This window comes from Sutterella sp., from assembly GCF_052272535.1.
GTDB lineage: Bacteria > Pseudomonadota > Gammaproteobacteria > Burkholderiales > Burkholderiaceae_F > Sutterella.
Map to the genome: position 1 here is coordinate 1 of NZ_DAVZJY010000151.1, position 6,004 is coordinate 6,004.

4 protein-coding genes and 1 pseudogene are annotated in these 6,004 nt (G+C 68.2%); 1 reads left to right on the forward strand and 4 read right to left on the reverse strand.

Features of this window, described 5'->3' with window-relative positions; genetic code table 11:
* A partial coding sequence (locus ACT6Y9_RS07970; protein ID WP_443744143.1) for an exodeoxyribonuclease V subunit gamma occupies nucleotides 1-2,631 on the reverse strand: 2,631 nt, incomplete at its 3' end.
* Between the two features lie 282 nt (nucleotides 2,632-2,913).
* Here ACT6Y9_RS07970 and ACT6Y9_RS07975 point away from each other — a divergent pair.
* Nucleotides 2,914-3,423, forward strand: coding sequence for a porin (locus ACT6Y9_RS07975; RefSeq protein ID WP_443744144.1), 510 nt, complete (start codon nucleotides 2,914-2,916; stop codon nucleotides 3,421-3,423).
* A gap of 145 nt (nucleotides 3,424-3,568) precedes the next feature.
* On the opposite strand, the gene ACT6Y9_RS07980 is transcribed toward ACT6Y9_RS07975, so the two are convergent.
* The 3 genes and pseudogenes from ACT6Y9_RS07980 to ACT6Y9_RS07990 form a co-directional block, all read right to left on the reverse strand.
* Nucleotides 3,569-4,078 (reverse strand): DUF456 domain-containing protein, encoded by a 510-nt coding sequence (locus tag ACT6Y9_RS07980; RefSeq protein ID WP_295477479.1) that lies wholly within the window; start codon nucleotides 4,076-4,078, stop codon nucleotides 3,569-3,571.
* A 6-nt stretch (nucleotides 4,079-4,084) separates the two neighbouring features.
* Nucleotides 4,085-5,482 (reverse strand): replicative DNA helicase, encoded by a 1,398-nt coding sequence (gene dnaB / locus ACT6Y9_RS07985; protein ID WP_295477477.1) that lies wholly within the window; start codon nucleotides 5,480-5,482, stop codon nucleotides 4,085-4,087.
* 26 nt (nucleotides 5,483-5,508) lie between these two features.
* Nucleotides 5,509-6,004: pseudogene (locus ACT6Y9_RS07990) on the reverse strand (RNA-guided endonuclease IscB); the annotation flags it as partial.

Consider the following 6,004-nt stretch of genomic DNA (forward strand, 5'->3'; position numbering starts at 1 on the left):
GGCGGTCGACTGCCAGTCGCCCGCCTCCCGACGGAAGGCCCGCGGCGAAAAACCGGCGAGCGGGAGCCTCACCGTGAGGCGCTTCTCCCAGAGGCGCCGCTCGTCGCGGTCCTTCGCGAAGGAGAGGAGCCAGTTGCGCAGCTCCACCGCCACGATCGACGGGTCCTCCATCTGCGCCGGATTGAATCCCCCGGAGTAGGAGATGAGGAAGGTGTCGCGCGCGGCGAGCAGAAGGTCGAGGAAGACGTTGCGGTTGTCCACGCGCCCGTCGCGGTCGCCGCGGCGCGGGAAGCGCGCCATCAGGTCGAACTCCTCGGCGTGCGAGGTCCCGGGGAAGCGCGAGTCGGCGTTGAGGCCGAAGACGACGATCACCTTGTAGGGGAGGCCGCGCAGCTGCTGCATGCCCGTGAAGGTGACGCCGCTCCCCGGGCGCCCGGCGGGCGCGGACTTTTTGAGCCGGTCGGCGAGCACCGTCATGAAGATCTCGAAGGGCACGACGGGCGTGCGCCCGCCGGCGCCATCGGCGAAGGACGATTCCTCGGCCAACGCCGCCGCTCCGGCGCGCAGCGCCTGCCAGTCCTCCTGCGGCGTCTCGGGCGGGAAGAACATCTCGAGCGCCCGGGCGATCCAGCGCGGCCAGTGCTGCGGATCGGCCGCGACCGCCTCCGCCGCCTCGCCCTCGAGGGGATCGAGCGCGGCGCGCCGCATGGCTTCGAGTTCAACGCAGAGCGTCGAGAGCGTTGAAAGCAAATCCGGGCGCTCGGAAACGGGGGTGAAGCCCGAGCTCTCCGTCCCCTCGCGCGGCAGCACGTCGAAAAGCGGCGCGCGCGCGCCGCCCGGGAGCATGCTCCCGAGGGCGAGACGCTCCAGGGCCCGCTCGAGGGTCGATTCACGCACTTGGGCGAAGGTCTCCGGGTCGAGCGCGAGCAGATGCGCGTCGGAGAGCCCGAACTCGAACCCGGCGGCGCGGAGCCACTCGTTGAGGACGTCGACGTCGTCGGCCTCGAGCCCGAAGCGCCGGGAGACCAGAGGAAGCGAGAGCCAGGCGACGAGCTCCTCGCGCTTGAGACGCCCCGTGAGGAGGGACTTCAATCCCATCAGGGCTTCGAGCGGCGCGTCCTCGGCCGTGGTGAGCGCGCCCGAGATGCGGTAGTCGATCCGGCGCTCCTTGGGCAGGCTCCCGAAGACTTGGTCGATCAGCGGCGCCGCGGCGGAGATGTCGGGCGTGACGACGAGCACGTCGTCGGGCGCGAGCGCCGGATCGCGGCGGAAGCGCGCGTGGAGCCAGTCAGCGAGCCCTTCGAGTTCGCGCACGGTCGATGGGGCGCAGACGAAGCGCAGCGACTCGTCGTCCTCCCGCACGAGCTCGCCCCCGGGCGTCGCCGTGAGGTCGCCCTCGAGCTTCAGGATCGAGTCCTGCACGCGGCGCAGGAGCGCCGGCTCGCCCGCCTCGAGGTAGATGCTCTGCGCGTCCACGGTCATCTCGACCTTCAGGTCGCGCGGATGCTCCTGGTATTCGCGCAGGAAGTCGGGCGCGGGCATCACCACGCGCTCGCGCGGCTTCTCGTTGCGGCGGCGCAGGCACTCGGCCGCCTCGCCTTCCTCGAGTCCCTGGGGCGTGAGCCCGCCCGCGGGGCCCTCGTCCGTCGTGAAGCGCCAGAGGCGGTCGATGTTGGCCCGCGTGCTCCGGCCGTTGTCGGCGAGGATCGGGTGCCCCACGTCGAAGTGCTCGTCGCCCGCCGATTCGCGCCAGTTGAAGAGCCGCCGCGGCACGAGGTCGAACCAGTATTCCGAAGAGGGGTTGAGGAGATAGAGCCAGACGTCGCGCCCCGAGTGCGCATAGGCCTTGAGCACGGGGAGCATCAGGGGCGGCACGACGAAGGGCATGAAGACGTGAAGCGCATTGGGGAGTGCGACGCGCCGGTCGTCGCCGAGGACGAGCTCACGCGCGTCGGCCCCCGCCGAGCGCAGGGATTCAATCGCGTCGGGGAGCGCCTCGAGGAACCTGCGGCCGCGCCAGCGCTTCGATTCGGCGAGCCGCCGCCAGAGCGCGCGCTGCCAGAAGAGGTCGGGGTCGGACTCCATGCGCGCGCGCTCGGCGAGCACGTCGGGCGTGGGTTGGATCCGCTCCTGGTGCAGGCCTAGCCATTGGAGCACCCAGTCGAGCCGGTAGCTCGAATACGTCACGAAGACGGCGGAGATGCGCTGCGCGAGCGCGAAGATCTCCGCGTCGGTCCGGCCGCGCAGCGCGTCCTCGAGCCGCGTCGTATGTGGGCGCACTTCCTCGCGCAGGCTCCCCGGGCCCGTCTCGCGCAGCAGCGCCCAGATCATCCAGTCCGACTCGTTGCCCACGACGTTCGCGAGCGGCTCCTTCGAGAAGAAGCCGAGCCACTGCGAGAGGAACATGAAGTCCATCGCGGCGCAGACGCCCTCGTGGTGCGCGAGCGCCCGCTGTAGGTCCGTCTCCACGGCCTTCGAGGGGATGATCACCGGCACGCGGTCGAAGACCCCGGAGAAGAGCGCCGCGGCGTCCATTTCGTCCGCCTCCGGAACGAGGCGCAGCGCCTCGATGTTGTGGAGGAGCACCGTGCGGAGCACCTCGTAGCTGTTGCTGTAGAGCGTGTGTATCATGGGGAATGGGGCTCCTTTCGGGCGGAGTGGGCCGCGCGGACCGCGCGCGTCAGGCGCGGATCCTGACGGAGGAGGAAAGCGTATCAGGGCGGCGCACTGCGCGCCGCGGGCTGCGGCGCCGGCACAAGACCGTATTCAAGCGCAGCCGCCCGGGACCCTTCGGATCCTGCGGCGCCCACTCGGCCGATCCGGCTGAGCCTCGCCCCATTTCGTCGACCGCTGCCGCCCGGAGATGATGCGGGCGCTTAGTACCAAGGAGATTCTCCTAACCAGAACGGCGCCCTGAGCCTCGCGGCGGCTGCCGGCTGGTACAACTACTCCAACCTCAAGTATGCGGACGCCGACGACGGCTACACCCTGACGGCGGGCGGCTCCTACGACTTCAAGGTCGTCAAGGCCTACTTCGGCGCCCAGTACGTCAACAATCTGCAGAAGGCCTCCTCCGACGCCGATACCAAGACGGTCAACAATTACCGCGGCTTCGGCTTCACGGGCGCCGCCCGCGGCTGGGGCCTGATGGCCGGCGTTGACGCTCCGGTTGCCGGCGGCAAGGCGATGTTCGCCGTGGGCTACAGCCACCTCGACGCCGACAAGGGCGACGAGACGCAGAAGAACAGCGCCGCCGAATTCGAACGCGTCGGCGCCTCCGTCGGCTACACCTACGCCTTCTCGAAGCGCACCAACGTCTACGGCGTCGCCTCCTTCTACCAGGATACGAACACCGATGCGGCCGGCAAGGACGTGAGGCCCGAGACCTCCCTCGTGACGGTGGGCGTCCGCCACACCTTCTAATCTTTCGGGGCCGCCGGATCCCCCGAATCCGGCAACAACCAGAGCCTGAAAAGAGAAGCGCCGCACGTCTCCCCCGAGACTGCGGCGCTTCTTCTTGCTTGGAGCCGCCCCCTCTTCCGGAGAGCGTTCTTCACGCTCATCGTCTTCAAGCTGTGAGGTAGACGAAGATCAGGATCCCCGTCATCGCAAAGGCGAGCGCGATCTTCACGACCGTTCCGACGATCATGCCGATCCAGGTCGCCAGGCCCACGCGCCCGGCGTGAAGGAGGTTGCGCTTCGCCCAGAATTCACCCACCGCGGCGCCGATCAGCGGCATGAAGAGAAGCCCGAAGAGCCCCATGAACATGCCGAGCACGGTGCCCACGAGCGAGCCGATGATGCCGGCCTTGGAGGCGCCGGCGCGCTGCGCGCCCGCGGTCTGCGCGACCGTGTCCACGACGACGCCGATCACGGCGAGAACGGCCAGGAAGAGAATCGTCTTCCAGCCGACCTTCTCGTAGTGGTCCGCCCAGCCGATCAGCCAGGCGCCGCCCGCGATCATCGGGAGCCCCGGTATCGCCGGCACGATGGTGCCCGCGAACCCCAAGGCGATCAGGATGAAGGCGCCCGTCCAGCAGGCGAGCGCAAACCAGTCGAAGTTGGTGATCCACTCCATCGCGCACTACTCCTCGATGCCGCCCCAATAGCCTTCGTCGCTCGAAGGCTCGAAGCGCGTGTTGCCGCCGAGGAAGGTCATGCGCAGCGTGCCGATGGGGCCGTTGCGCTGCTTGGCGACGATGATCTCGGCGAGGTTCTTGTCGGGCGTGTCCTTGTTGTAGACAACGTCGCGGTAGATGAACATGATCACGTCCGCGTCTTGTTCGATTGCGCCCGACTCGCGCAGGTCCGACATCACGGGGCGCCGGTCCTGGCGGCTGTCCACCGAGCGGTTCAACTGCGAGAGCGCGATCACGGGGACGCCCAACTCCTTGGCGAGGCTCTTCAGGCCGCGGGAGATTTCGGAGAGCTCCTGCGCGCGGTTGTCCTGCCCGTTGCGGCTCTGCCCCGACATGAGCTGCAGGTAGTCGACCACGATGAGCCCGAGGGGACCGGCCTGGTTCACGAGGCGCCGCGCGCGGCTCGAGAGTTCGGTGATCGTGAGGCCCGGCGTGTCGTCGATGAAGATGGGCTTCTCCTCGAGGCGGTGGAGCGCCGCGGTGAAGTTGTCCCAGTCCTCGTCGGAGAGCCGCCCCTTGCGCAGCTTCTGCGCGTCGATGCGCCCGACCGAGGAGATCATGCGCTGCGCGAGCTGGTCCGCGCCCATTTCCATCGAGAAGACGGCGACGGGGAGCTCCTGCGCGATGCCGACATTCTCGGCGATGTTGAGTGCGAACGAGGTCTTGCCCATCGAGGGGCGGCCCGCGATGATGATGAGGTCGCCGCGCTGCAGGCCCGCCGTCACGTTGTCGAGGTTGCGGTAGCCCGAGGAGACGCCCGTCACCTCGTTGTTGGTCGAGTTGTGGTAGAGCTCGATCACGCGCGCGGAGACGTCGCGCACGAGCGTGGCGAGCGGCTGGAAGCCGCGCTGGCCGTTGGAGTTGCGCTCGTTGATTGCGAGCACCTCCTTCTCGGCCTCGTCGAGGATCGCGCGCGTCTCGCGTCCTTCGGGCGCGAGCGCGTTCGTCACGATGCGGTCGCCCACGGAAATGAGCTGCCGCAGGATCGACTTGTCGTGCACGATCTCGGCGTAGCGGCGGATGTTCGCGGCCGAAGGCGAGCTGTTGACGAGCTCGGTGAGGTACGGCAGCCCCCCGACGTCGTTCTCCACGCCCGCCGTCTTCAGGCTCTCGTAGACCGTCAGATAGTCCGCGGGGTGGCTGCCCTGGATGAGCTTCGCGATCTCTTCGTAGATGAGCCGGTGGTCGCGCCGGTAGAAGTCCTCGGGACGCAGGACGTCCACCACGCTGTCGAGCGCGGAGTTGTCCACCATCAGTCCGCCGAGGATCGCCTGCTCCGAGATCACGCTCTGGGGCGGCCGGCGCACCTGCGCGGCGGCTTCGTCTTGCATTTCTTCCGTCATCACAATGCCTCAGGAGACCCCTGCCTTCAGGCAGGGGAGGAATGAGGCGCGTGGCCGAGCCACGCATACCCATATCCGTCGTTGTGTGAAATCAGTCGGCAGTATTTCCAACCGACGCCTTGAATGACGCCCTCCGGCATCTGGATGTTGAAGGAGCCTGAGGCGCGGACCGCAACGCGGCCGCGCCACAGACCGGCCTTCTTCCCCTTGGGGACGTTCGCCTCCACCATGTCGCCGGTGGCGAATCCGTGAATGCGCTTCTGCCGCATCAGATAACCGCGCGGGAAGCCATACTTCGTGAGGCACGTGCGTTGGTAGCTCCCGCGCCCCGTGCATTTGATCTCCAAGACGTTGAGTCCCTCCCGCATCACCACGCCGTTGATCCGTCCCACGCAGAGCGCATCGAGCCAATGCGCCTTCTCCACGCCGAACGCATGACGGTTGAGCTTCGTCTGAGCGCCGCTCCCCGTCTCGACGGGAAGCCCCGTCGCCTTGAGCTCGTTGAAGAGCACCCACCGCGTC